Raw genomic sequence first — 25,348 nt, forward strand, 5'->3', positions numbered from 1 at the left:
TTCAAGGTAAATAATTAAACAACGATTCAGTGACCAGATAGTACGGCAAATACTGTCTGGTTTTCTTTTTTTTACATTCTTCTTTTATTCCATAGGCTAAAGTGTTTTAAGGTTCAACAATTCTCATTTAAGGCTCACATAGATTTCATCTTTATCATTTATTGTATAATGCAATGATAATGAAAGACATAAATTATCCATAACATCGGTAATGTCTGTTTGAAGATCCAGTTTTCCTGACAATGACAAGGTAGTAATCTCCGCATCATACCGTATTTTACACCCATAATACCGCTCAAGTTTCTTCAAAACATCTCCTACGGGTCTTTGATGAAGCAGCAATAAATTATCCTTCCAACTGATGTATTCGGACACATCAACCTTACGTACCTGCGTTTTATTACCTTTAATATCCACCAATTGATTAGGTGCTAATCTTACTTTGCTCTTATTCTCAGTAGTTACTTCCACGCTTCCATGTACTAAAACAACAGATGAAGCCTCATCTTCCCTATAGGCACAGACATTAAACGAAGTACCCAGTACGCGTATATCAAACTCTCTTGTTTTGACAACAAATGGGCAATCCTTCCTTTTGGCTACATCCAGATAAACCTCCCCCTCTACCAGGATTTCACGTTTCTGTTCTTCAAAAATATCCGGATATATCACTTTACTACCTGAATTTATATAAATTCTAGTACCATCAGAAAAAGTAATATCAGCTCTTTTCCCATTAGGAACCATTATCTGGTGCATTTCATTCTTTACAGATGAAGCCTGGGATATTTTAGTATTTAATGCATACTGCTGAATATTCGAACTTCCTAAAGTATCATATTTTAAAGAAGCATCATTTTTCAGATTCATAGCTTGGTTATCTGTTATCAGAATCACCTCATCACCGCAAATGGAAGTCGTGTCATTCAGCAATGCTATATCAAGCTCCGTACCCTCATCAGCATTGGTACTCCACCAGTTCATAGCTAAAATCAAACCAATCGCTGCCGCTATCGACAAAGACCACCTATAAATATGACGTCTGTAGGAAACCCTCTTTTCCCTTTCTACTCGTTTCATCACGTCCTGAAAAGATTTTTCCACATCAACAAATTCCAATTCATCTGCTTCCCGAATCTTCTCAGTCAGGCATCGAACTGTTTTACGAAATTCATCTGAATTATATATTGTTTTTTTATTTTTCATCGAAATACCTTTTTATTAAGAAAACGGCACCCGATAAAAAAGGTACTCATAAAAAAGAAAAGAAATCACACTTTTCTTTGCATGAGTCTTCGTAAGACCAATAGATAAACCTTATATGACAAATAAAAAAACTTATTCATCACACAAATATCACTTCATGAAAACATGCCCAAATGATAAAACAACAACAATTAACTACTCGCTAAATCAAGAGAAGTGAAAAGCCCAAACACTACGCACAGGCACATGAACACAATGCACCAAGATACTGAAAATCCAAATGGTTGAAACAGAGAAAAAGAATTCACGCAAACGTGCCAATGTACGCGACAAAAGATTCTTGCTTGATTGAGGATTCATACCTAAGATAGCGGATATTTCCTGATGGCTCAATTCCTTTACATAATATAAATACAGAATTTCACGCTGACGACCAGAAAGACATGAAATTGCCTTAGCCAGCCTCCTTTCATTCTTCACATCCACATCATCTTTCTTAAATAAAGAATTTATTATTTCTTCACCCATCGGAAAAAACTCATGGCATTCTTCAATCACTTCCATTGGACGTAAAGACTGAAACGCATCCAGCAATTTATTTCTAAAAGAACAAAGCAAATACGCCTTTACATTATCAGTATAATGCAAATTCCTACAATTTAAAATCAACTTGACGAACAGATTCTGTATGGTATCGGCAACCAGCTCTCTGTCACCTACCATACGAATTCCATAGGAATACAATAACGAATAATAGCGTCGATAAACTTCTTCAAATGCCGCCGTTTCTCCTTTAATGAAAGATTCCCAAAGTTTAGTTTCATCATGTGTTCTATCAACCATAATACTAGCTCCTTAAAAACTTATTGAGCTTGCTCAGAGTTAAACTTAACAAGAAGGCAATATAAGAGATGAATCATGTAATGGACTCATCCCTTACTTTATAATACCTACATATTATTCAAACAGTTTACTGCGCGACAACATACAGGCACCGATAATCCCGGCTCTTTCTTTCAATTTAGATTCTACAATAACAGAATCACGGTTCATCAAGTTCAGTGTATATTTTCGAATAGCTGTAGTGATGGGTTGTGTCAAATAATCACCTGTACGTGACAATGCACCACCAATAATGACTAGCTCCGGATTGAATATATTAATAAGTCCCGCTACATGGCGGCCTAATTTCACTCCAATTTCTTCCACCAGTTCAATACACAGCAAATCTTCCTTATTTACCGCATCAATGATATCATCCAAGGTCAAATCTTCCAAATTTTTCTTGGTATTGGAGATAATAGAGTTCTCACCATTATTAATATGTTCCAACAGAATACGATGCAAAGCAGCCCCCGAAACTTCCGTTTCTATGCATCCTTTTTTCCCACAATGGCAGATAATCTCATTCTCATATCCAAAATTATGCCCGAATTCGCCAGAGAAACCGGATTTTCCTTTATAAATCTTTCCATCAATGATAATTCCCATACCCAATCCCCAACTGACATTGATAAAGATGATATTCTTCTCACCTTTCACAACACCTTGCATATACTCACCGTAAATCATAGCACGGGTGTCGTTGTCAATAGAAACACGATAACCACCCACCTTTTCTGATATGACATCCGTCAACGGGCGCTCATCAAAATTGAATATACTGTAACTATATCCCAAATCCGGATTCACACGCCCGGAAAGATTTACATTAATATTTAATATCTTATCTTTCTCAACACTGACTTTTTGAAGAAAATGTTTAATCAACTTACACAATTCGTCTAAACTCTCAGGGGTATTCTTCGCTTTAAAAGGAACATTCATTTTTAGCTGAACTACATCTCCTTTAAAATTTATCAACCCTAAGTTAATGGAAAACTGACGCACTTCAACACCTACAAAATACCCGGAATCTGCATTCAAACCATACAAACTGGGATGTCTTCCCCCACTGGTTTCCAGCTTTCCATAGTCGTTAATGTAACCTTCCTCACACATTTCATCGATGAATTTTGTAACTGTAGGCACACTTAAATCCATCTCTCTTGCTAAATCAGTAATCGTAGAGCTTCCATTATAAATATAATGGGTAATGATTTTCTTCTTCATCACAGCCATCTTTGAGCCCTTTTCAATTTCTTTCAACAAATTCTCACCCATAATAAAATATTCCGTTAATGTCCACAAATATAGTTATTTTTTTATGAAATCAAATCACATTTAAAGAGAATTTTCAAAAAATATTTTAGAAGATGTAAGCAAATTATCATTTTTTGTAACAATCCCACTTTCCAGATACATTTAAATAATATTTCCTAGTCGTTTATTCATCTTTCTATTTATTAAAAGAGTGATTATTAATAAATAAATTTAGTTTTTACTTGTTGTTTTCATAAATCATTTATATATTTGCACGCAACATGATTAAGTAATATAAAATATTCATTTCAAATAAATTAAAGGCTATGGAAAAGATTCACGGATTAATTGATGCACCTTTTACTCCATTTTATGAGAACGGAGAAGTAAATTATGAACCTATTGAAGCCTATTGCCAACTATTGGTTAGAAACGGACTTCAAGGCGTATTTATCAATGGTTCTTCCGGAGAAGGCTATATGCTGACAGAAGACGAACGCATGAAACTGGCTGAACGCTGGATGGAAGTAGCACCCGAAGGATTCAAAGTCATTGTCCATGTAGGAAGCACTTGTGTAAAATCAAGCAAACGTCTGGCAGAACACGCTCAGAAAATCGGAGCATGGGGTATCGGAGCAATGGCACCTCCTTTCCCCAAAGTAGGACGCATTGAAGAATTGGTGAAATACTGCGAAGAAATAGCATGCGGCGCTCCTGCACTTCCTTTCTATTTTTATCACATCCCAGCTTTCAACGGAGCATTCCTCTCAATGGTAGCATTCTTGGAAGCCGTAGACGGTCGCATTCCTAATTTCACCGGTATCAAATATACTTTCGAAAGCCTGTATGAATACAACCAATGCCGTTTATATAAAAATGGCAAATTTGACATGTTGCACGGCCAGGATGAAACGATCCTTCCTTGTCTGGCTATGGGCGGTGCACAGGGCGGTATCGGTGGAACAACCAACTATAACGGCAAAGAACTCACAGGTATTATCGAAGCATGGAAAGCCGGTGATCTGGAACTGGCACGCGAACGCCAGAATTTCGCACAGGAAGTTATCAATGTCATCTGTCACTATCGTGGAAACATCGTTGGCGGTAAACGCATCATGAAACTGATCGGGCTGGATTTAGGAAAGAACCGGACTCCGTTCCAGAACATGACAGATGAGGAAGAAGCTGCCATGAAAGCCGAACTGGAAGCAATCAATTTCTTCGAAAGATGTAACAAATAAACCTGAACCACGATGTTTTCAATAGACTATATAAAAGAATGGTCGGAATCATACAAAACAGATCTGACCACCAATATCATGCCGTTTTGGCTGAAATACGGGCTGGACAAGGTCAATGGAGGTATTTATACCTGCGTTGACCGAGACGGCAGCTTGATGGACACCACCAAATCAGTGTGGTTCCAAGGAAGATTTGCTTTTATCTGTTCCTATGCATATAATAATATAGAAAAGAACGAAGCATGGCTGGCGGCAGCCAAAAGTACAATAGACTTTATAGAAGCGCATTGTTTTGACTCTGACGGACGTATGTATTTCGAAGTGACTGCCGAAGGCATTCCTTTGCGCAAACGCCGTTATATTTTTTCGGAGTCATTCGCAGCCATCGCCATGTCGGAATATGCCATCGCATCCGGTGACCAGACGTATGCTGTAAAAGCATTAGACTTGTTCAAACGGATGCAGTATTTTATGGAAACACCAGGCATACTGGCTCCCAAATATCTGGATACCCTCCCGATGAAAGGACATTCCATTACCATGATTCTGATTAATGTGGCATCACGTATCCGTCAGGCTATTCAGGACGAAAGCTTCAATGGACAGATTGACGCCTCCATCGACCAGCTACGTAAAGACTTCATGCATCCTGAATTCAAGGCTTTGCTTGAAACAGTAGGTCCCAACGGAGAATTTATTGACAGCAACATGGGCCGCACCATCAATCCGGGACATTGTATTGAGACAGCCTGGTTTCTGCTGGAAGAAGCCAAATACCGTAACTGGGACAAAGACATTACGGAACTGGCCCTCACTATCTTTGATTGGTCCTGGGAGTGGGGATGGGACAAAGAATTCGGAGGTATCATCAACTTCAAAGACTGCAAGAACCTTCCGCCACAGGATTATTCCCAAGACATGAAATTCTGGTGGCCTCAGACAGAGGCTGTCATCGCTACTTTGTATGCATATTTAGCAACCGGAAATGAAAAATACCTTGACATGCACAAACAAATCAGCGATTGGACATACGCCCATTTTCCTGATAAAGAGTGTGGAGAATGGTTTGGATATCTCCATCGTGACGGCACGCCTGCACAAATGGCCAAGGGTAACCTATTCAAAGGCCCGTTCCACATTCCAAGAATGATGATCAAGGGCTATACATTGTGCAAGGAAATACTCGACAACAAAAAATCACATTTATAAAGCCCTTTATCTATTAGCATGAAAAACAGTAAAATTTATCCTTGGGTTGTAGTAGGATTATTATGGGGTGTCGCCCTGTTGAATTACATGGACCGGCAAATGCTATCCACAATGAGAGATGCCATGGCGGTGGATATCACCGAGCTTCAATCAGCTGCCAATTTTGGGCGACTGATGGGAGTTTTTCTTTGGATATATGGCTGTATGAGCCCTATAGCCGGAATGGTGGGCGACCGCATGAACCGCAAATGGCTTATTGTTGGCAGTTTGTTTGTATGGTCGGCCGTCACTTATCTGATGGGAATAGCCGACACTTATAATGAAGTCTTTTTCCTTCGCGCCTTGATGGGAATCAGCGAAGCGCTCTATATTCCTGCCGGATTATCACTGATCGCCGACTATCACTCCGATAAGTCACGTTCATTAGCTATCGGTATTCACATGACCGGGCTCTACACCGGGCAGGCCATCGGAGGTTTCGGCGCTACAGTAGCCGCCGCTTTTTCCTGGCATACAACCTTTCATTGGTTCGGCATCGCCGGCATTGCATACGCCGTAATTTTGATGCTTTTTCTACATGAAAAGAAGGATAGAATACAAATTGAACAAATAAATTCACCTTCCGGTAAAGAAAAAAGCAATTTATTGAAGGGATTATCATTACTTTTCAGTAATATTGCATTCTGGGTGATTCTGCTATATTTCGCAGCCCCCAGTTTACCGGGATGGGCAACCAAAAACTGGTTACCTACCTTGTTCGCCGAGAACCTGAATATACCGATGTCACAAGCCGGCCCCATGTCGACTATCACCATCGCACTATCCTCGTTCATTGGTGTAATTATTGGTGGAACCTTATCCGATAAGTGGGTGCAAAGAAATATAAAAGGACGTGTGTACACGGGTGCCATCGGCTTGGGACTTACTATTCCATCCCTGCTTTTACTAGGGTTCGGCCATAGTTTCGTAGCCGTTGTGGGAGCTGGATTATTATTCGGTATCGGTTATGGTATCTTCGATGCCAACAATATGCCGATTCTATGCCAGTTCGTATCATCCAAACACCGTGCTACCGCCTATGGTATCATGAATATGACAGGCGTGTTTGCGGGAGCAGCCATTACCGAAGTCTTGGGAAAGTGGACAGACGGAGGTAAGTTGGGACTGGGATTTGCCATGTTGGCCATCATTGTTGCAATAGCATTGGTCGTACAGTTGACATTCCTCCGTCCTAAAACGGATAATATGGAATAACCCGTATAGTTAACTTAACACTTAAAACTTAAAAAAAGAAAGAACCATGAGAGTAATTATCGAACCTGATTACCAAGCGCTGTCACAATGGGCGGCAAACTATGTAGCTAGTAAAATCAATGCGGCAAATCCGACTTCTGAAAAGCCTTTTGTTTTAGGTTGTCCTACAGGATCTTCACCGCTGGGCATGTACAAGGCACTGATAGAACTGAACAAGCAGGGAAAAGTATCTTTCCAGAATGTCGTTACTTTCAATATGGACGAATATGTAGGCTTACCTGAAGATCATCCTGAAAGCTACCATACATTTATGTGGAAAAACTTTTTTAACCACATTGATATAAAGAAAGAAAATGTACATATACTAAACGGAAATGCCGAAGACCTGGAAGCAGAATGCGCCAACTACGAAAAGCAAATAGCCGAAATCGGAGGCATCGACCTGTTTATGGGAGGTATCGGTCCCGACGGACATATCGCATTCAACGAACCGGGTTCATCTTTGTCTTCACGCACACGTATCAAAACATTGACTACAGATACAATCATTGCCAACTCACGTTTTTTTGACAATGACGTGAACAAAGTACCTAAAACTGCGTTAACAGTAGGTGTAGGGACTGTCCTTTCAGCTAAAGAAGTTCTGATTATCTGCAACGGACACAACAAAGCACGCGCTTTGCAACATGCCGTTGAAGGTGGTATCACACAAATGTGGACTATCAGCGCATTACAGATGCACCAACATGGCATCATTGTTTGTGACGAAGCCGCTACAGACGAACTGAAAGTCGGTACTTACAAATATTTCAAAGACATCGAAAAAGCTAATTTGTAATTTATGAGAACAAACCTAAGTTCGCAGATTTCTCTGAACAGAGTATCTCCGAAATATTATAAACCCGAAAATGCGGTGGAACGTTCTGTCTTAACCCGCTGCGAAAAAGTGCCTACCGACATCTATGAAACGATGGAAGAAGGCGTACAACAAATAGCCAATGAAATTACGGCAAAAATTCAGGAACGTCAGCGCGAAGGAAAGTTCTGCGTGATTGGTGCCGGAACCGGTGCTTCATTACGTCCGCTTTATGCCGAACTGGTCCGTAAACATAAAGATGAAGGACTAAGTTTCCGTAACGTAGTAATTTTCAATTTATATGAATATTACCCCTTGGCTTCCGAAGGGGCGGGAAGCAGTTTCTCACAACTGAACGATTTATTCCTCAGCCAAATCGATATTGACAAACAAAATGTATTCACCATCGACGGAACGATTCCGCAGGAAGCTGTTATCGAATACTGCCGCCTGTACGAACAACGTATCCAAACTTTTGGCGGTATAGATATCGTATTAATGGGCATTGGTCGTGAAGGCAATATTGCCATGAACGAACCGGGATCAAGCTTGAGCTCTCCTACCCGACTGATTTTGATTGACTCAACCTCGCGTGCTGAAGCTGCACACAACTTAGGAGTAGACAATCTTCCTCCCTGCTCCATCACCATGGGAGTGGCAACTATTATGACTGCCCGGAAAATCTATTTGCTGGCATGGGGAGATGACAAAGCCGATATCATCAAGAAAGCGGTGGAAGACAAAGTAAGTGACACCTTACCCGCTTCTTATCTCCAAATGCACAACAATGCAAATGTTTGCATAGATTTGGCTGCAGCTTCTCACCTTACCCGTATCCAACGTCCGTGGCTGGTTACCAACTGTGAATGGAACGACAAACTAATCCGCAGTGCCATCGTATGGTTATGTATGCGTGTTAAAAAGCCGATTCTGAAGCTCACCAATAAAGATTATAATGAAAACGGATTGAGCGAACTGTTGGCACTTTACGGTTCTGCTTACAACGTAAATATCAAAATATTCAATGATCTGCAGCACACCATCACCGGATGGCCCGGCGGCAAGCCGAATGCGGACGACACCTATCGCCCCGAACGTGCGAAACCATTTCCAAAACGTGTGGTTGCTTTCTCTCCGCATCCGGATGACGATGTAATCTCAATGGGTGGAACTTTACGCCGTCTGGTTCAGCAAGGTCATGAGGTACACGTAGCATACGAAACTTCCGGAAACATTGCCGTAGGCGATGAAGAAGTAGTACGTTTCATGCACTTCATCAACGGTTTCAACCAGCTTTTTGATGAAAACTCCAACGAAACCATCAAAAACAAATATGCTGAAATCAAGAAATTCCTTGCCGCTAAGAAAGAAGGCGATATGGACAGCCGTGATATTCTGACCATCAAAGGATTGATTCGCCGTGGAGAAGCCCGTACCGCAAGCACTTACAATCAAATTCCACTGAACCGTGTTCATTTCCTCGATCTGCCTTTCTATGAAACCGGCAAGATTGAAAAGAATCCCATCAGTGAAGCCGATGTAGAAATTGTTTTGCAGTTATTACGTGAAGTAAAGCCCCATCAGATTTATGTAGCCGGTGACTTGGCCGACCCGCACGGAACCCATCGTGTCTGCACAGACGCAGTGCTTGCCGCTATTGACATCGAGAAAGAAGCCGGTGCCGAATGGTTGAAAGACTGTCGCATCTGGATGTATCGTGGCGCATGGGCGGAATGGGAAATTGAAAACATTGAAATGGCCGTACCGTTCAGTCCTGAAGAACTGCGTGCTAAACGTAACTCCATCTTAAAGCATCAGTCTCAGATGGAAAGCGCACCGTTCCTGGGCAATGACGAACGTCTGTTCTGGCAAAGAAGTGAAGACCGCAATCGGGGTACAGCCGCTTTGTATGACCAACTTGGTTTGGCATGTTATGAAGCAATGGAGGCCTTTGTAGAATACGTACCCCTATAATTTAAGAAACAACCTAACCTAATTTTATACTAACCTTTAACCAAAAAACCGAAAATCCCCGATGGATGTGATATCCCTCGGGGATTATTTTTAGATTTCCACTTATCTCAAACGATATCCGATAATCATCCTCACCACAGCTACCTGTTTCGAGAAACACACCCCCAACTACATTTCATAATTCATTAATCCCATAGCCAAACAAAGCAAAATCCCCCAGACAAGGGTCTTCGGGAAAAACCTCAGCCAAAGCCGCAGTAATAGTTCTCGCATTATTCAGCGTATAAGATTTACTTCGGGTCAGCTCCAATCTGAAAGCCATCTCACTGACATGCGTATCCAAAGGGATAATCAACTCACATGGAGAGAAATTCCTCCAGATTCCAAAATCCACTTCCGAATCGCGACGGATCATCCAGCGCAGGAACATATTCAATTTCTTTTGCGGCGCCTTATCCGACACTCCAAACAAACGGCAAAGACGTTGCATCGGAGTTCCATCCGTTTCGCAAAGAAGAGCATCCTCCATACTCTCATACCTATTATATATAGTATGCAGCCAATAAAACAATTGTGCCATCTTATTTTTTGAAACCGTCCGATAGAACGACTCCTCACCACAGAAATCTATTTTCCAGTTTCCAGACAACACATACTGCAAAGGTTGCCGATTCATTATAGAATCCAGTCGTTCTGCTGCCTTCAGTATCTGAGGGCGGGCTCCGAAACTAAGAAAAGCAGTCAAAAAAGCACTGATTTCAATATCCGCCTTAGAATGATAACGATGCGGAAACTGCACCGGATCAGAAGAAATGAAATCAGAGTTATGATACCGGGAAGCATATTTCCGCAAAAAATCAGCAACAGCCATCTGGCCCTCATGGGTTTGCCGTTCTGTAATATAAGATATAAATTGCTCTTGTTCTTTCTCTTGAGTCATAGATAAAACGTTTATAATTTGTACATAAAGGTGGATTGTGTCTTCAGAAATCAAATTCCATTCCTGATCCTTAACTTGTCCTTTCTATATTCTTTAGGTGAAATCCCTACATATTGCTTAAAATACTTTCCGAAGAAAGACTGAGTAGGAAAGTTCAGCTGGTTCGCAATCTCCTTGATACTCAAATCCGATCCTTCAAGCAATTGTTTCGCCTCGGTAATCACCATTTGCACAATCCATTGCAAAGCGCTATTCCCCGACTTCTCCTTAATGATCGTAGAAAAATAACGTGGAGTAATGTGCTGCATCTTCGCATAATAGGCAACATCACGCTCTTTCCTATACAAACGGAAAAGAGCCAGCATGAAATTCTGGAAGATCACATCCTTCTTATTCTGTGGCAAAGGCTGCATGGGTTGGTTAGCGAAATACATATTCAATATTTCATAGCAAAAAGTCTGTCCCATTGACTTAATCAACTCTAAAGTCAGGCGTTGTTGTTGCAAATTCACTTCCAGTACGTCCTCCGCCCCTATCCTTTCCTGCAAATTATCCAACAGATACTCCAAATGGATACGTTGCTTATCCGAAAGTGATATACAAGGATGCTTCCGCATAAAAAGCTGGTTTTCCACATTTATCACCCTATTGACGATAGGAATGATATAATCTAAATCCACTTCAACCATAATTCCTTCCGCATCCCCACTCTTATGAAGCAGATGCACCAAGGTAGAAGCCATGTAAATATACACATCACCGGGATTTATCTGAAAATGCTTATCTTCCAGTGAAACCTCCACATTTCCTTTCCGGCAAAAGAAAAGGCCACATTTATTAAATGTCGAAATAATCTGTCCGTCTTTAAAAGTATGCGGATCACTGCTCGAAAGCACTGTAAACTGAAAAGGCATCTGTTGTCCGACCATCCATCTATCTCTTTTATTCATTCACTGCAAAATAAATACAAATCGCAAACTTTTCAGCTATATATCTACTAGAAAATATACAAATCGGACAATTTATCATTCATATCAACCTTTTCTATCCTCTTGCTTCGGGATAACTTTGCATCAGAAAACCAATAGCATGATATATGAAACAAATTTATCTTATTCTAACAGGTATTTCCTTGATTCTACTGAGTTCCTGCACACAGCGTACCCAGGAAGCCAAAGGCTATCAGACAGTAAAAATAGACACGATCGTTTCTGCCGACAAGCAAACTTTCCTGCAATTCCCGGGAAAGGTAAAAGCCGCACAAGATATCAGCCTTGCCTTCCGGGTAAGCGGAACCATCAGCAAAATACATGTAAAAGACGGTACCCGTGTGCAGGAGGGACAATTACTGGCCGAACTGGACCCCACCGACTATCAAGTACAACTGGATGCTACTGAAGCAGAATACCAGCAAATAAAAGCGGAAGCGGAAAGAGTCATGGCCCTTTACAAAGACAACGGAACCACCCCCAACGCCAATGACAAAGCTGTATACGGACTCAAACAAATCACTGCCAAGTACAAACATCACAAAGACCAACTGGCTTATACACGGCTCTACGCCCCCTTCAACGGGTACGTACAAAAACGCCTGTTTGAAGCTCACGAAACCATCGGAGCCGGAATGCCCGTCCTATCCATGATCAGCAGCGGGACTCCCGAAGTAGAAATAAACCTTCCTGCGGCCGAATACATCCGCCGGGACCAGTTCGACAATTATCACTGTACGTTTGACATCTATCCGGGCGAAACCTATCCGCTGAAACTAATCAGCGTCACCCCGAAAGCCAATGCAAACCAATTATACACCATGCGCCTGCAAGTAGTACCCGGAACGCCGGCTGTTCCCTCTCCCGGAATGAACACCATGGTCACCATCTCTTACCGCACAGAACAGACGAACACTCTCTCTGTCCCTACCGGCGCCATCCTGCAAAAAGAAGGCAAAGCGTATGTATTCGTCTTCAACCCATCGGACAACACAGTGCACAAACAGGAAATATCCATGCTACGTTTACTGAACAACGGACACAGCCTCATCACTGCCGGACAGCTGAAACCGGGAGAGCTGATTGTATCCTCGGGAGTACATCACATCGAGGATGGAGAAACTGTAAAACCTTTACCACTTGTCACTAACACAAATATAGGAGGATTATTATAATGGATATCAGCAAATGGGCATTCCGTAACAGGAATCTGATTTATTTCCTGATAGCGGTTCTGCTGCTCGGCGGAGCCTACTCCTGCTATCAGATGAGCAAGCTGGAAGACCCCGAAATAAAAGTAAAGCTTGCCATGGTAGTCACCACCTATCCGGGTGCTTCCGCCCACCAGGTAGAACTGGAAGTAACGGACGTGCTCGAAAAGAACATCCGCACCATGGGCAACATAGACAATATAGAAAGTTATTCATACAACGACTTATCCCTGATACAGATAGAACTGCTGAGCACCGTGCCGGACGACGAAGTGGAACAATGCTGGGACATGCTGCGCCGCAAAGTAAGCGACGCCCACGCCCTGTTGCCCGAAGGAGCCACCACCCCGATAGTCAAGGATGATTTCGGAAACGTATATGGTATGTTCTATGCCCTGACAGGCGACGGACTGTCCGACCGTGAACTGTCCGACTATGCCGAACTGGTGAAACGGGAAGTGAACGAACTGGAAGGCGTGGACCGTGTGGAACTCTACGGCAAGCGTTCCGAATGTATCAACATCTCCCTGCTGCAAGACCGTATGGCGAACCTCGGTGTTAAACCTGCAGAAGTACTGGCAACCTTGAACGGACAGAACAAAACCACCTATACAGGATATTATGAAAATGGTGACAACCGTATCCGAGTCACAGTAAACGATAAATTCAAAACCGTAGAAGATATTGGAAAAATGCTGGTCCAGGGACATGATGACGACCAGCTTCGCCTGAGCGACATCGCCCGTATAGAAAAAGACTACGAGGATCCCACACGCAATGAAATGTTTTATGACCATGAACGTGCTCTCGGTATACTCATCGCCGCCTCCAGTGGCTCGGACATTATAAAAGTAGGCCATGCCGTAGAAAGCAAGTTGGTCGAACTCAAAACCGGACGTCTGCCCGCCGGAGTGGAATGCCACAAAATCTTCTATCAGCCCGAACGGGTAGGCAGCTCTTTGGGAACCTTTGTCATCAACCTGATAGAATCCGTCATCATCGTAGTACTGATACTGATGATAGCAATGGGATTCAAGAGCGGCCTTATCATAGGTATCAGCCTGATCATCACCGTATTCGGTTCTTTCCTGTTCCTTTATTCGGCAGGTGGAACGATGCAACGCGTATCATTGGCTGCTTTTGTACTGGCAATGGGCATGTTGGTAGACAATGCTATCGTCATCATAGACGGCATACTGGTAGACTTGAAAGCCGGAAAAAAACGAATGGAAGCCATGACTGCTATCGGGCGACAGACAGCTATGCCTCTTTTAGGAGCCACCTTGATAGCCATTATCGCCTTTCTACCTATCTACATGTCCCCCGACACCGCAGGAGTCTACACGCGCGACCTTTTCATCGTACTTGCCGTTTCCCTGCTGTTGAGCTGGGTATTGGCACTGATTCACGTACCGCTGATGGCCGACCGCAGACTACATCCTGCCATAGATACCGACAGTACCGGAAAGCGTGTGTACAAAGGTAAAATCTATGCCGGTCTCCGTTCGGCACTGCGGTTCGGTCTGGCCCACCGGTGGAGTTTTGTATTCACCATGATTGGCCTGTTGCTACTTTCCGCTTTCGGCTATCCATACATGCGTCAGGGCTTTTTCCCCGACATGGTTTACGACCAGCTTTACATGGAATACAAACTGCCGGAAGGAAACAACCACACTCGTGTGGCACAAGATTTGAAAGAAATAGAAACCTATCTGAAAGGACGCAAGGAAATAACCCACGTCACCACCTCCATAGGCGGTACGCCCGGACGCTATAACCTGGTGCGGAGCGTTGCCAACCCATCGCTTTCGTATGGCGAACTGATTATCGATTTCACCTCACCGGAAACCTTGGTAGAACATATAGATGAAATCCAAGCTTACCTCTCCCAAGCCTATCCGGACGCATACATCAAATTGAAAAGATACAATCTGATGTTCAAGAAATATCCCATAGAAGCGCAATTCCTGGGCCCCGACCCTGCCGTTCTGCACCAACTGGCAGACAGCGCCCGTACCATCATGGAAAATACACCGGAAGTCTGCCTTATCACCACCGACTGGGAACCTCAGATTCCTGTACTGACCATCGAATATGACCAGCCGTCCGCCCGTGCCCTCGGCCTGAGCCGCAATGATGTCAGCCTTTCCCTGCTCACAGCTACCGGAGGAATTCCCATCGGCTCTTTCTACGAAGGCATCCACAAAAACAATATCTATCTGAAATGCCTTGACGAAAAAGGAGAACCCATAGAAGATTTAGGCAATGCACAAGTCTTCTCGTCACTGCCCTCGTTGAACGGACTGCTGAACGAAGAAACCATGGTGAAACTGAAAGCCGGCACGCTTTCGAAAGAAGATTTGGTGGAAAGTATCATGGGAAGTACTCCGCTGAAGCAAATCAGCAAAGGAATTGATATCCGATGGGAAGACCCGGTAGTTCCCCGTTACAACGGTCAGAGAAGCCAGCGTGTACAGTGTTCGCCCGCACCGGGCATAGAAACGGAAAAAGCACGTCTTGCCATTGCAGAACGTATAGAGAAGATACAACTACCCGAAGGATATTCACTGGTGTGGCAAGGTGAGAAGATAGCCAGCGACCAGTCCATGAAATACCTGTTCCAGAACTTCCCGTTGGCCATCATTCTGATGATTGCCATCCTGATAATGCTATTCAAGGACTACCGCAAGCCTATCATCATCTTCTGCTGTATCCCGATGATTTTTGTAGGAGTGGTAGCAGTGATGCTGCTCACGGGGAAGGTATTCAACTTCGTGGCCATCGTAGGAACCTTGGGTCTTATCGGCATGTTGATAAAGAACGGAATTGTACTGATGGATGAAATCACCCTTCAAATCAGTAAAGGGATAGAACCTGTTACCGCATTGATAGACAGTTCCCAAAGCCGTCTTCGTCCTGTTATGATGGCTTCGCTGACCACCATTCTGGGTATGATTCCCTTGCTGTCCGATGCCATGTTCGGCTCGCTGGCGGCAGCTATCATGGGCGGATTGCTGTGCAGCACGCTGATTACACTGCTCTTTATCCCTATATTATACGCCTTGTTCTTCAAAATAAGAAACGATTGATTTATTTCACTGACATACAAAACCAAGAACAAATGAAAAAAACAATGATAATCCCCTTCTGTTTTCTGTTATGGCATCTTGTCGCCCCGGCACAGGCACAGGAAACACTGAGTCTGAAAGAATGCCGTGAAATGGCATTGAAATACAATAAGGAGATGGCGGCTTCTGTAAAACAAACAGAAAGCGCCCACTACACAGCCAAGAGTTACAAGGGGAACTTCTTCCCCAATCTGACAGCTAGTGGAACCGGACTTTACAGCAATGCCGACGGCAGTTATGGCATAGCCGGAGGCAACCTGCCCGTCTTTCTGCCCGACGCCACCGGACAGTTTAATCCGGGACAACCCTCAGGTTTCGCCTATTTTCCCGGTATCAACCTGGATTACAAGATAGGATGGGTCTACATGGGTGGCATACAATTAGAACAACCCCTCTATATGGGCGGTAAAATCCGCGCCGCCTACAAAATGTCCCTGTTAGGTAAAGAAATGGCACAGATGAACGAAACCCTGACCGCCACAGAAGTCATTCTGAAAACAGACCAGGCATACGCTCTGGTAGTGAAAGCGAAAGAGATGAAAACAGTGGCCGACACATACCATGCCGTATTGGCCGAATTGCAAAAGAACGTGGAGAGTGCCTACAAGCACGGATTGAAACCTCAGAACGATGTGCTGAAAGTGCAAGTGAAACTGAATGAAAGTGAACTGGGCATACGCAAAGCCGAGAATGCTCTCCGCCTGGCTACCATGAACCTCTGCCACCTGATAGGAAAACCGCTGACCACGGAGATCCTCATTTCCGGAGATTTCCCGGAAATAGAACAGGAAATGGAATTACAGGTACTGGATATCACCCGTCGTCCGGAATACGGTATACTGGACAAACAAGTGGCCATCGCCCGCCAACAAGTCAAGTTAAACCACAGCGAACTGCTTCCCAAAGTAGGCATCAAAGGTTCATACGACTATGTACACGGTTTGGAACTGAACGAAAAGAATTTTCTGGATAATGCCAGTTTCTCTGTCCTGTTGAACGTAAGTATTCCCCTTTTCCATTTCGGCGAACGCAGCAACAAGGTACGTGCAGCCAAAGCCAGGCTGGAACAGACCCGTCTGCAACAGCAAAATCTGAACGAGCAAATGCTACTGGAACTGACCCAGGCCGCCAACAATTTGGACGAAGCGAAACTGGAAAGCGAACTTGCCGACCGTTCCCTGTGGCAGGCGGAAGAGAACCGACGCGTCAGCAAAAGCCAGTACGAAGTAGGACTGGAAACTCTTTCAGACCATCTGGAAGCCCAAGCACTATGGCAACAGGCATACGAAACCCAAGTGGATGCCCGTTTCCAACTTTACCTGAACTATGTGGCTTATCTGAAAGCAGCCGGGACTTTACATGACAAACTGTAAAAGTCTCTACCCTGAGTTTTTGGTTCTTCTTCATTTTGGGGGCAAGTGATTTATTCATATCCCTTTATTCATCGGCTATTAGATTGTATTCGGGGATATATTATTCTCTATTTTCGAATATTCATTCGAATGTCTTTATTGGTCGAACTTTGGTAGTGAAGTGTTGCCCCCAAAATGAAGAAGAACCCCGAGTTTTAAAAAGTGCTACCACCCTTTCTTGTATAACCACCTTCCTTCTCTTTTTATTCCCAAACGGATAAAAAAACTAAACTTCGGGAACACCTTCCTGCTTGCGCAGCACATACACCGCATGAGAGTGCTTTCCCTCTTTGTCCAATCTCTTCTCTTCGTACCAACCCTTCAGCTCATAAGCAGCCGTGGTGCGCGCCATCCCCAAGCATTCCGAATAAACCAGACGTGTAATGGAACCGTGTTCCTTCAAATAAGCTTCCAGCAATTTCCAACGCTCCTCTTTAGTATACTTCTTCCCCGTAGGCAGGAAGCCGAACTCGGCACGAAGGATATCCGTATCCTGACGTACCCTCTTGACTAACTCCGGTACCGGACGGAAGTTCACTTTCTTTATCCTCACGGATGCCGCACGTATCTCTTTCCGGTCTGTCACCTCACGCGAAGACAAGGCAAGAGAGAACGTACCCAGTCCGTCCAGCCGCACATTTTTCCCTTGCCGCAAATGGGATACAACCATATCGGCCACCTCCTGTAGCACTCCCACCACACAGCCCACCGAATATGCGCTGTGCTTGGACAACTCCTTCACAATGTGATCGGTAGTAATCGTTTCCTTCACCACTACCGCCGGATAAAGCACCGGCTTGCCGTCCTTTTCCTTGAAAGGGTTGGCCTTGAAATCATATTTTATATCCATCATTAAAAGATTTGATCTGTATCCGTAAGCCCTTTCTGCTCTATGGTTAAGGGTTCTCTTCCTTTTGTATTCTATCTCCATAAGCTTTGGACTTAACTCCAAAGGCTATGGAGTTATCTCCAAAGCTTATGGAGTCAACTCCGCAACCTATGGAGATAGAACACATCTGGACAAAAGTACTTAATCTTTAGGGGAAAAAGGCTTAATATAACGGAAAAGATGGATTAAGGAGAAAAATAATCAGGTAGTTGGCCCCTTCGTAAAAAATAGAATGAATAAACAAAAGGATACGAAGTGATTTGATGTACACGGAAAGCAATGAAAACATTGTCTGATATAAACAGAACCGTTATAACCAATCATCTGAAAATATATTTGATATATATGAGTTAGAAAAAGAAGTCCTATGCGCAAAATCGACACTTGCAACAAAACTCTTACTGCCTTTTTGCCACATATCACTTTTTTATCGTATTTTTGTGTTGGCAACAAACTAATACCCATAATACACAGACTGATGAAAACCACCATTTTACTTGGCTTATTATTAACTCTTACAGCTTCATGCAAACACCATTCCAACCCCGTAACTACAGAAGAAAACTTCCACACCCAAGAAGCCAACCGTCTGGTAGCAGAAGCGGGAAACCTATGGTCTCCTTCTTTGGACAGCACTTTCTTCTTTAATAATGACAGTGAACATATCTCTATAAACGACAAGGAAATATGGGCCAAACTGGACAGCGCGTTAGCCATTGACCCTACCAATATAAAAGTGTATGTGGGAAGAATTAGTTATTTATCAGCGTGCAAAAAGTACCGTGAGATTCTATCTGTACTCCGGCAAGCCGAAAAACAATCCACCCTCAGTGCCGACTTATGGTCAATGAAAGCGATGTTTGAAGATTATTTCGGAGACAGCCTTACCGCCCAAAAAAATTATCGGTCTGCCGATTCCGCCTATGCCATCCTCATAAAAGAATATGCTACAGACAGCCTCAAGTATGCCAGTTTCCGCATTAACCGCGCACTGAACATGGCATTGATGACTGATAATATTGCGGTTCTTAAAGAAGAGGTGGAACTCGCTAAAAAGATATTTCCTGAGACATGGAAAGGACTTGACACTAATGTTTACGGGAAAAACAAAAAAGACTTTTTCGACAAATGCTTTAACGTCCGCAAAAAGTAATCCTGCCTGCTACATTAAGAAAATTACTAAATCATTACATTTGAAAGAACAGACCTGTAATACCTACTTTCAATACAAAGATTTTTATAGCACAAAGGTGTAACTTTCTCCCCTTTCTGCCGACTAACCTTTGGAATCTTGCTTTATGTTTTGGCTCTAAACTTTATCGGAATTATAAAACTGGAAAAAAATAAAGAATGTACTCCAATACAAAAAGTTATTTCATTGGGGCTATATTACAGGATACCCAATTGTTACCATATTCCTCGGTGTATTTTTTTATAATTACCATCAATGGTGGATGGTATTGACCATATCTATCTTGATGCTGATGGCTATTCTGACTGACTATTTCCTCTTCCATTATGTATCTGACAGAATTAAAGAGCTGACACGGGTGAACAAAGAGTTGGCAGAACTGAAAGAGGAGCATAAAGAATAATTTTTCACTCCATTATGAGGGTACTTAACCGGATATTTTATTCCTTTGTACCCTCAACTAGAATAAAAAAGCACTTTATGTTTCAGCTGTATCTGCTGCTTCGTTTAAAAAATTTTGGAAGGATAGTCATAGAACTGGGCATCTTCAGAATAGTCTTCCTTACCATCTTAACGGTGGCTGCCATCATGATATTGTTCTTGGCAGAAAACCGTTTCGTCATTCCTGTGGTATGCGTTCTCTTATTGGCCAGCTATCATAATTATAGAAAAGATAAAGAGTTTCTACACACTTTAACGTCCCATCTTCCAGTCTTCCTGATCAAAGAGTATACTTTAATCACATTGCCATTTGCGGGAATGGAAATGATAAAAGGGCGATTTACAGAAGCTATCGGTTTATGGCTGTTCGCCACGTTATTGCCTTTCCTGAAAGAAATTAAGCTGGAACACAAACCTATCCGCTTACCTTTTCTCTACAAAGGAAGTTATGAATATATACGGATGTTCCGCCAATCTTTCTGGATATATGCCCTACTCTTGCTTTTTTCCATAGCAGGAACCGTACACGGAAATATAAAAATAGACAAAGTGTGTGTCGTTCTATGGGGATTGATACAGGCGTCAGGCTATCTGCAACCAATGGACACCGGATATCTTCTTCATTTCAAAAATTTCAAGACTTTATGCCGTTTCCAATCGAAAAGTATCGCATGGAATGTTTTCATCACCTCCATTCCTTTCGGCTTAGCACTTATAGCATCTACCTATGACCAAGATGAAATCCTCTTTTTCTTATCTTATTATATCGCCACCTTGATTTATGCCATTGGCATCAGTATGTTGCGCCATATCATCCCATCCCCCCTATTGCTGTTTATTGTGCAATTAAGTATATTGATGCCTTTTTATTTAGGTTCTCTTTTTGTTCCGTTTCTTTTAATACCCGGCATGGCTCTTACCACATTGTTGAGCTGCCAGACACGCAAACATTTAAAAAGATTACTATGATAGAAGTGAATGATTTACATAAAAAATTCGGTAAAGTCAAAGTATTAAACGGGATTCATTTAGAATATCACCCTGGAAAAATATATGGTTTGGTGGGTGAGAATGGTGCCGGAAAGACTACTTTATTCAACTGCATGACGGGAATCTATGATTATACTGGAAGCATAACCAAAAGCAAAACTTTAAAAGCAGGTTATCTGTCTGCATCCAACTTCTTTTATTCCCAAATCACGGGTCTTGAATACTTGGAATTCTGTATGAAGGCCAAAGGTCTGCCGGTCAGTACACTCACCATTCAACATTTAAATGAAATTTTCCAACTGCCCCTTGACAGGTATGCTGCCGAATATTCTACCGGAATGAAAAAGAAACTGGGATTTATGGCATTATTATTGCAAGAAAATGACGTATTTATTCTTGACGAGCCGTTCAATGGGGTGGACTTGAAGGGGTGTATCCTGATGAAAAGACTCATCCGGCAACTGAAAGCAAAAGAAAAGACGGTGATAATTTCATCACATCTCATTGCCTCGTTAAGGGAAATATGTGATATTATCCACTATCTGAATGAAGGGGTTATCTACAAAGAATACCATGAAGAAACAACAGAAGAGATAGAAGAGGATATATTATGCAACACTAAAAAGATACAGTCCACCTCATACTTTCAGTAAAACACACAGCACTGTCCTTACATGAAAGCTACAAGTTTAACTCCATCCCAATTCTTTTTCACCACTGATATTGCACAGATACCATAAATTCGCGGGGACGAAGTTTTACCCAAGAAGTATAATTCTGCACAGCAGAATAAAGAGTATAACGATATTGTTCCTTATTAAACAGATTCATAGCAGAAGCGGTAAACCTCCATTTTCCGGATTTATGTATCAATGAAACATCTGCAAGCCAAGTATTCAGATGCTGGTCCTTGCTTAAATCATTATAAAAATGCTCTCCGGATAACCGGAAGTCCGTATCATGAAATCCCAAACTGAGAGTCAGCCGTTGAGCTACATCCCATAAAGGGTCTAAACGGGTATCCTTTCCTATTCCGGAACCCCCACAACTGACCGTCGCTTTGTATTCAACCTCAAAAAGTGCAGAAGGGGCCCACACAATTTTAGGTTCGACGCGCAGATAGTCATACCTGTAATTCTGAACGATATTTTCATTCAACTGTTTACCTTCATTGCGTGCTAAAGTCAGTTCCAGAGAAGTCTTCAAATTCCAGTCATATACCCCTTTCGACCCTATGGTATTCAAGGCGTAACTATAAGAGGAATGATTTCTTTCCACAGACGAAAGATAAAAATTACCGTCCTTATAATTACGTTCTGCCATCAGATTATAACGATTGTGGGAATAGGAAGCTGATAAAGTCCAGAAAAATTCCTTGACAGTATTTTTGTATTCCAGATAGCAGGTATAAAGTTGCCGGACGGTTACAGCTACTTTTCCCGTGTGTTTCACCACAGTACGATAATCTTCACGATAATGGAAAGGATAGATATCCTGTATTCCTCCTTCACTCTCGTCCAGGCTGCCTGATAAGGACATTTTCCAACGGGGACTAAACTTATAGCGAAAATAAAGGGAGGGAGCGGCATAAAAACGGGAATAAGATTGCTTTGGAAGACGATTCCACCAGACAGTGGCAGCAGCGGTGAGTAAAAAATCAGTCCTCTCCCATTCTATACGGGGAATAGTATAGAAGGAATAACGAGGAACAGAGTAACTATTCTCCTGTCTCACCGAAGAAAGTTCGCCACGAAAACCACCTGTAAGCTGGTAATTCACTCCATTCTTTTTCCGCATCCCATAAAGGGCATTATCCGTGTAGGCATTGTCGATGTTCATTTCTTCATATTCCATAGGGATAGATTCATATGTCTGTCCGGTGACAGTTCGATATGTGTTTTCGTTGATGTTATCAGGCAAATTCAATTCGTCCCTACGGTGGATGCAGGTGGCAATCAGTCTGTTATCGGCAGATGACACGGGCAGGTTGCGGTGAATCACTGTCAGTAAAGCAGGAAGATGGGTGTAACGGATATACGACCGGATTCCCCAGGTGTATTTTTCTTTGGTGTAAAGTTGGTTGAAATAATTCTTCAATTCCCATTGTGAATTCTTTATCTTTTGGAAAATAACATTATCACCCGTTATATCCGAAACTCCTGATTTCCATGTTCCTGCAAACGAAAAATTCTCACGAGTGTACCGACTTGCAGCATTATCTTCATAATTTACTTCACCATTCAGACAATCGGTTTTTAAACGGTCATGCCGGTTGGTAGCCGTATGCACCGTATCTTGTGCAAAATAATAGATTTCCTCACTTCCATATTGCCGGGTTGTGCGGTCATGGATATACCCTAACTGAAATCGTAATTGCTTTTCTTCATCCAATCGGTACAGGCGGTTGGCAGAGGCTGTATGCGTTTCATTGAATAACAGCCTTTTTTGCGACAAGGGCATGGCCGGTTCGGGTAAAGGAAGAAAAATGGGAGGATTGCTGTCCGTCACCCGGTCAAAGCTATTGCCGGATGCCAGTTTCTGTTGGTCGGAAAACAGATTCCGGCCTATATTATTTGCCTTGTAAGTATAGACAGTCTGTCGGTTACGACTCAATTGCAGTACATTGAACGAAGCGTCGTAAAGTGCCTTCTCTCCATAACCTCCCCCTGCCATAACGGTATAAATCCATTGGGAACGGACTTCGGGTTTCAATTTCAAATTCAAGGCAACGTCATCCGTAAAGGTCTTGCCACGCAAGGACTTAATGGGTTGGTGTCCTTCAATGACCTCCGCTGCCTGTACGGCATCCGCTTTCAGATTATTATTAATTTGATTATAACGACCGCCACTCACATCCATACCTTCCACATAGAGATTACTGATCACTTTTCCATTATATTTTATAGTTCCATTCTCTTCCACATTGATGCCGGGAAGTTTTTTCAACACATCACTTACATTCCGATCTTTGGAAGATGTAAAACGGGTGAGGTCATATTTCAAGGTATCCTGCCGTCCCCATACGCGCCCCGGACGAATCTGTACTTCTTTCAGCAAGACAGCTTCCTGCTCCAGTTCGATAGTTAACGGACGACTGATAAGTACCGATATGGTCTTTTTCCTGTAACCCATATAAAATACCGTTATTGTCCTGTCTTTCAAGGATGAAGAGGAAAGTTGAAAACGTCCGTCAGCATCTGTCAAAGTATAGTTGATGATATTGCCATCCCCTCTCTGTTGCAAAGTGACGGTAGCGGATTCCAAAGGCTGACGGGTAACTTTGTCCGTTACCCGTCCCTTTATCGTGTTTTGTGCGTTTGTGTGAATATGAAGCAAAAAGCTCAACAAAGAGAGAATGATTGCTGTTTTCATCTTGTTATTTTTCAGATAATTCTATCGGATTATAAGGTAACTCAAAGTTTTTCAACGTATTACCTTGTTCATCTTTTACCGTCAATTTTACATTGGGGGCTGTAGAAGTGATAAAGCCTATCGGGTCCTTGGCATAACGCTCATATACCTTATTCAAATCTCTACGACTGATGGATTCAAAACCTTTTCCATTGAAAAGAAGTGGTTTCGGTCCACGGAATTGCTCGATACCTGTACATTCAAATGAATAATGTCGGCGGTCATCCTCAGCCTTTATGATGAGACCTGGCAATCCACAAAGTTTCCAAGGCCCTTCACTTACAGGAATTTCCATCGTGAACCATGCCGTATAACTTCTTCCCCGGAAGTGACCAGTTGCTTTCCGGCAATGATAAGTCAGAATAGTAGCCGTATCGGGTAATAAGGTCCATACCGGTTTTTCATTCTTTTCCTCGCAACGGAAATTACTGGTAGCCAACCGGTCAAGCGTTGTCACCTTTCCCGTAGGATAGTTCTTATAAATCCGATATGTAATACGCCCGTTTCCATAAGCCTTGGCATGTTGCTGCAAGACATCTTGGGACACTTTATTAGCATAGTCAGCGATCAAAGTAGAATCCCGAAGATAAGTAGTGTAACTATAAAATTGCGAACATTTCTTTCCCACTTCCAGCATCATCGTTTCCGAATTGGGCTGACGGTCGGCCTTAGTTGTGTCCTCTACCATCTTCAACTCATACTGGGCACGGAAAACCAATTCATCTATGGGTTCGCTTTTCTTCACATCATCCATAGCGAGAATGGTTATCTGCGCCGTAGCCGGCAATGCCATGATTGCCCAAAATAACAGGTTTGCCAGTTTCTTTTTCATAATCCGAATTGTTTTTAAGTGATGAATTTTA

Annotated in this window: 21 protein-coding genes; 12 read left to right on the forward strand and 9 right to left on the reverse strand. The window is 42.7% G+C overall.

Annotated features, from left to right (window positions below; all coding sequences use genetic code 11):
- Positions 1-123: 123 nt before the first annotated feature.
- From GKD17_RS15680 to GKD17_RS15690, 3 genes are all read right to left on the reverse strand, one after another.
- Positions 124-1,206 (reverse strand): FecR family protein, encoded by a 1,083-nt coding sequence (locus GKD17_RS15680; RefSeq protein ID WP_007832075.1) that lies wholly within the window; start codon positions 1,204-1,206, stop codon positions 124-126.
- Positions 1,207-1,413: 207 nt separating this feature from the next.
- Positions 1,414-2,049, reverse strand: coding sequence for an RNA polymerase sigma factor (locus GKD17_RS15685; RefSeq protein WP_007832073.1), 636 nt, complete (start codon positions 2,047-2,049; stop codon positions 1,414-1,416).
- A 114-nt stretch (positions 2,050-2,163) separates the two neighbouring features.
- Complete coding sequence (locus GKD17_RS15690) at positions 2,164-3,369, reverse strand: ROK family transcriptional regulator (RefSeq protein WP_005851321.1); 1,206 nt, start codon at positions 3,367-3,369, stop codon at positions 2,164-2,166.
- A gap of 305 nt (positions 3,370-3,674) precedes the next feature.
- Between GKD17_RS15690 and GKD17_RS15695 the strand changes: the two genes are divergently transcribed.
- The 5 genes from GKD17_RS15695 to GKD17_RS15715 are packed head-to-tail and all read left to right on the forward strand — an operon-like array spanning position 3,675 to position 9,882.
- A complete protein-coding gene (locus tag GKD17_RS15695; protein ID WP_007832070.1) occupies positions 3,675-4,589 on the forward strand; it encodes a dihydrodipicolinate synthase family protein in 915 nt (304 codons plus the stop codon).
- Positions 4,590-4,601: 12 nt separating this feature from the next.
- Entirely contained in the window at positions 4,602-5,798 is a 1,197-nt protein-coding gene (locus GKD17_RS15700) for an AGE family epimerase/isomerase (RefSeq protein WP_007832068.1), read from the forward strand.
- A gap of 18 nt (positions 5,799-5,816) precedes the next feature.
- Positions 5,817-7,052: an MFS transporter gene (locus tag GKD17_RS15705; protein ID WP_007832066.1), complete on the forward strand. Its 1,236-nt coding sequence runs from the start codon at positions 5,817-5,819 to the stop codon at positions 7,050-7,052.
- Positions 7,053-7,098: 46 nt separating this feature from the next.
- Positions 7,099-7,890: a glucosamine-6-phosphate deaminase gene (gene nagB / locus GKD17_RS15710; RefSeq protein WP_007832064.1), complete on the forward strand. Its 792-nt coding sequence runs from the start codon at positions 7,099-7,101 to the stop codon at positions 7,888-7,890.
- A gap of 3 nt (positions 7,891-7,893) precedes the next feature.
- Positions 7,894-9,882, forward strand: a complete 1,989-nt coding sequence (locus GKD17_RS15715) for a glucosamine-6-phosphate deaminase (protein ID WP_007832061.1) — start codon at positions 7,894-7,896, stop codon at positions 9,880-9,882.
- Positions 9,883-10,057: 175 nt separating this feature from the next.
- Here the strand turns inward: GKD17_RS15715 and GKD17_RS15720 are convergent, their stop codons facing one another.
- Positions 10,058-10,822 carry a TIGR02757 family protein gene (locus tag GKD17_RS15720; protein WP_007832059.1) on the reverse strand — a complete coding sequence of 255 codons (765 nt, stop codon included), beginning with the start codon at positions 10,820-10,822 and terminating at the stop codon, positions 10,058-10,060.
- 50 nt (positions 10,823-10,872) lie between these two features.
- A complete protein-coding gene (locus tag GKD17_RS15725; protein ID WP_007853779.1) occupies positions 10,873-11,751 on the reverse strand; it encodes a helix-turn-helix domain-containing protein in 879 nt (292 codons plus the stop codon).
- A gap of 167 nt (positions 11,752-11,918) precedes the next feature.
- On the opposite strand from GKD17_RS15725, the gene GKD17_RS15730 reads away from it, so the two are divergent.
- The 3 genes from GKD17_RS15730 to GKD17_RS15740 are packed head-to-tail and all read left to right on the forward strand — an operon-like array spanning position 11,919 to position 17,523.
- Entirely contained in the window at positions 11,919-12,986 is a 1,068-nt protein-coding gene (locus tag GKD17_RS15730; protein ID WP_007832054.1) for an efflux RND transporter periplasmic adaptor subunit, read from the forward strand.
- Positions 12,986-16,111 (forward strand): efflux RND transporter permease subunit, encoded by a 3,126-nt coding sequence (locus tag GKD17_RS15735; protein WP_007832052.1) that lies wholly within the window; start codon positions 12,986-12,988, stop codon positions 16,109-16,111. The genes GKD17_RS15730 and GKD17_RS15735 overlap by 1 nt, the downstream gene beginning before the upstream one ends.
- Before the next feature lie 32 nt (positions 16,112-16,143).
- Positions 16,144-17,523, forward strand: coding sequence for a TolC family protein (locus GKD17_RS15740; RefSeq protein ID WP_032935617.1), 1,380 nt, complete (start codon positions 16,144-16,146; stop codon positions 17,521-17,523).
- A gap of 265 nt (positions 17,524-17,788) precedes the next feature.
- Here the strand turns inward: GKD17_RS15740 and GKD17_RS15745 are convergent, their stop codons facing one another.
- Both GKD17_RS15745 and GKD17_RS23790 read right to left on the reverse strand, forming a co-directional pair.
- A complete protein-coding gene (locus GKD17_RS15745; protein ID WP_338047449.1) occupies positions 17,789-18,415 on the reverse strand; it encodes an HU family DNA-binding protein in 627 nt (208 codons plus the stop codon).
- Positions 18,416-18,458: 43 nt separating this feature from the next.
- Positions 18,459-18,578: a hypothetical protein gene (locus GKD17_RS23790; RefSeq protein ID WP_007832045.1), complete on the reverse strand. Its 120-nt coding sequence runs from the start codon at positions 18,576-18,578 to the stop codon at positions 18,459-18,461.
- A 351-nt stretch (positions 18,579-18,929) separates the two neighbouring features.
- On the opposite strand from GKD17_RS23790, the gene GKD17_RS15755 reads away from it, so the two are divergent.
- The 4 genes from GKD17_RS15755 (at position 18,930) to GKD17_RS15770 (ending at position 21,727) form a co-directional block, all read left to right on the forward strand.
- On the forward strand, positions 18,930-19,604 hold the full coding sequence (locus GKD17_RS15755) for a hypothetical protein (RefSeq protein ID WP_007832037.1): 675 nt from the start codon (positions 18,930-18,932) through the stop codon (positions 19,602-19,604).
- Positions 19,605-19,905: 301 nt separating this feature from the next.
- Positions 19,906-20,046: a hypothetical protein gene (locus GKD17_RS23060; protein ID WP_007832035.1), complete on the forward strand. Its 141-nt coding sequence runs from the start codon at positions 19,906-19,908 to the stop codon at positions 20,044-20,046.
- A 77-nt stretch (positions 20,047-20,123) separates the two neighbouring features.
- Positions 20,124-21,053, forward strand: a complete 930-nt coding sequence (locus GKD17_RS15765; protein ID WP_007832033.1) for a hypothetical protein — start codon at positions 20,124-20,126, stop codon at positions 21,051-21,053.
- Positions 21,050-21,727 carry an ABC transporter ATP-binding protein gene (locus GKD17_RS15770; protein ID WP_007832030.1) on the forward strand — a complete coding sequence of 226 codons (678 nt, stop codon included), beginning with the start codon at positions 21,050-21,052 and terminating at the stop codon, positions 21,725-21,727. The genes GKD17_RS15765 and GKD17_RS15770 overlap by 4 nt, the downstream gene beginning before the upstream one ends.
- A gap of 58 nt (positions 21,728-21,785) precedes the next feature.
- Here GKD17_RS15770 and GKD17_RS15775 read toward each other — a convergent pair whose 3' ends face one another.
- Positions 21,786-24,446: a carboxypeptidase-like regulatory domain-containing protein gene (locus GKD17_RS15775; protein ID WP_007832029.1), complete on the reverse strand. Its 2,661-nt coding sequence runs from the start codon at positions 24,444-24,446 to the stop codon at positions 21,786-21,788.
- A 4-nt stretch (positions 24,447-24,450) separates the two neighbouring features.
- Complete coding sequence (locus GKD17_RS15780; protein WP_032935497.1) at positions 24,451-25,317, reverse strand: GLPGLI family protein; 867 nt, start codon at positions 25,315-25,317, stop codon at positions 24,451-24,453.
- Positions 25,318-25,348 lie beyond the last annotated feature (31 nt).

This window comes from Phocaeicola dorei (assembly GCF_013009555.1).
GTDB classification, from domain to species: domain Bacteria; phylum Bacteroidota; class Bacteroidia; order Bacteroidales; family Bacteroidaceae; genus Phocaeicola; species Phocaeicola dorei.

Bases quoted from the DNA above. Each gene is read 5' to 3' on its own strand.
- GKD17_RS23790 (WP_007832045.1), bottom strand. From the start codon at position 18,578: ATGTGTTCTATCTCCATAGGTTGCGGAGTTGACTCCATAAGCTTTGGA.
- GKD17_RS15720 (WP_007832059.1), bottom strand. From the start codon at position 10,822: ATGACTCAAGAGAAAGAACAAGAGCAATTTATATCTTATATTACAGAA.
- GKD17_RS15765 (WP_007832033.1), top strand. From the start codon at position 20,124: ATGTTTCAGCTGTATCTGCTGCTTCGTTTAAAAAATTTTGGAAGGATA.
- GKD17_RS15735 (WP_007832052.1), top strand. From the start codon at position 12,986: ATGGATATCAGCAAATGGGCATTCCGTAACAGGAATCTGATTTATTTC.
- GKD17_RS15685 (WP_007832073.1), bottom strand. From the start codon at position 2,049: ATGGTTGATAGAACACATGATGAAACTAAACTTTGGGAATCTTTCATT.
- GKD17_RS15740 (WP_032935617.1), top strand. From the start codon at position 16,144: ATGAAAAAAACAATGATAATCCCCTTCTGTTTTCTGTTATGGCATCTT.
- GKD17_RS15725 (WP_007853779.1), bottom strand. From the start codon at position 11,751: ATGGTCGGACAACAGATGCCTTTTCAGTTTACAGTGCTTTCGAGCAGT.
- GKD17_RS15715 (WP_007832061.1), top strand. From the start codon at position 7,894: ATGAGAACAAACCTAAGTTCGCAGATTTCTCTGAACAGAGTATCTCCG.
- GKD17_RS15695 (WP_007832070.1), top strand. From the start codon at position 3,675: ATGGAAAAGATTCACGGATTAATTGATGCACCTTTTACTCCATTTTAT.
- GKD17_RS15775 (WP_007832029.1), bottom strand. From the start codon at position 24,446: ATGAAAACAGCAATCATTCTCTCTTTGTTGAGCTTTTTGCTTCATATT.
- nagB (WP_007832064.1), top strand. From the start codon at position 7,099: ATGAGAGTAATTATCGAACCTGATTACCAAGCGCTGTCACAATGGGCG.
- GKD17_RS15680 (WP_007832075.1), bottom strand. From the start codon at position 1,206: ATGAAAAATAAAAAAACAATATATAATTCAGATGAATTTCGTAAAACA.
- GKD17_RS15705 (WP_007832066.1), top strand. From the start codon at position 5,817: ATGAAAAACAGTAAAATTTATCCTTGGGTTGTAGTAGGATTATTATGG.
- GKD17_RS15755 (WP_007832037.1), top strand. From the start codon at position 18,930: ATGAAAACCACCATTTTACTTGGCTTATTATTAACTCTTACAGCTTCA.
- GKD17_RS15745 (WP_338047449.1), bottom strand. From the start codon at position 18,415: ATGATGGATATAAAATATGATTTCAAGGCCAACCCTTTCAAGGAAAAG.
- GKD17_RS23060 (WP_007832035.1), top strand. From the start codon at position 19,906: ATGGTATTGACCATATCTATCTTGATGCTGATGGCTATTCTGACTGAC.
- GKD17_RS15730 (WP_007832054.1), top strand. From the start codon at position 11,919: ATGAAACAAATTTATCTTATTCTAACAGGTATTTCCTTGATTCTACTG.
- GKD17_RS15690 (WP_005851321.1), bottom strand. From the start codon at position 3,369: ATGGGTGAGAATTTGTTGAAAGAAATTGAAAAGGGCTCAAAGATGGCT.
- GKD17_RS15770 (WP_007832030.1), top strand. From the start codon at position 21,050: ATGATAGAAGTGAATGATTTACATAAAAAATTCGGTAAAGTCAAAGTA.
- GKD17_RS15780 (WP_032935497.1), bottom strand. From the start codon at position 25,317: ATGAAAAAGAAACTGGCAAACCTGTTATTTTGGGCAATCATGGCATTG.
- GKD17_RS15700 (WP_007832068.1), top strand. From the start codon at position 4,602: ATGTTTTCAATAGACTATATAAAAGAATGGTCGGAATCATACAAAACA.